At 64.4% G+C, this 1,041-nt stretch carries 1 protein-coding gene; it reads right to left on the reverse strand.

Annotated elements, in window-relative coordinates:
- On the reverse strand, positions 1-1,041 hold a 1,041-nt coding region (locus BZ163_RS00005; RefSeq protein WP_128869314.1), incomplete at both ends, for a type VI secretion system Vgr family protein.

Genomic DNA, 1,041 nt, shown 5'->3' on the forward strand with positions numbered 1-1,041 from the left:
CCTGGCCGGGTTGCCAGGTGTCGCGGTCGAACAGGAACTGCACGCGGTAGCGCCCTTCGACGTCGATTTCGGCGTAGGGGTCGTGTTTTTGCGGGTTGCTGACCCGCGCCGGGACGGTGCCGGCGATTTGCGGTTTGGCCAGCAGTGGCGGGCGAAAACACACGCTTTCCGAATAGGGGATGGCCTCGAACTGCACCACGAAGCTGGCATCGCGGGCGGCGCGGGTGCTGAGTTGGGTGATCACGGTGCCGCGGGCGAAGGCCTGGGGCGCGCCGCCAACGATTTTCAGGACTTGGCCGGGAGCCAGGGTGGCGCTGCTGCTGGTGCCGCTGAGGCGGGTCTGGTCGTTGAGGTAACGTTCGTGTTGCAGACGGGCGTAGAAGTAGCCGGTTTCCGGCGGCAGGTCTTCGTAGAATTGGTAGCGGTCGCCGAGGGCGCTGTAGGGTTCGGCGTAGTGGTAGGCCTCGCCGTAGGTGGTGGTCGCGCCGCGGGTGTGGTCGATCTCGCCGTCCAGGTGAGCGCGGGCGTCGCGGTGCTGGTAGGTGCGGATATTGACCTGGCGTTCCACCACCTGGTGGTGGGTTTGCAAGGACCAGACGCCGTCCTGCTCGCTGCTGCTCAGGCCGGCGGGTGAGTGGTAAGGCAGCTCGATGCCGGATTGGTAATGCAGCTGGTCGTCATGGAATTCGACGACGTCGATCTTCAGGCGCTCGTCGCTGGTGAAGCGGTACCAGATGCCGACTTCGGCCAGCAGGCGGGCGATGAAGGCCAGGTCGCTTTCGCCGTATTGCATGACTTGCAGGCGTTTAGGGTAGGTGCGTGTGAGCTTGAAGAAAAAGTCCTGGCCGCGGAAATCGTGGCGACTGCGCAGGATCTGTTCGACGATTTCCGGCACCGACTGGTGTTGATAGAGGCGGAACTGCTGGCCGCGGGCGAGCAATGCCAGGCGCGGCTCAAGGGTGATTTCATAGCGGGCTTCGTCGACGGAGCCGGACAGGCGTTTGAAGGCGGTGATCACGCCGTTGAAGGTGCGCAGCGGTT

Origin of the sequence: Pseudomonas sp. VI4.1, from assembly GCF_002029345.1 — a bacterium.
Classification (GTDB): domain Bacteria; phylum Pseudomonadota; class Gammaproteobacteria; order Pseudomonadales; family Pseudomonadaceae; genus Aquipseudomonas.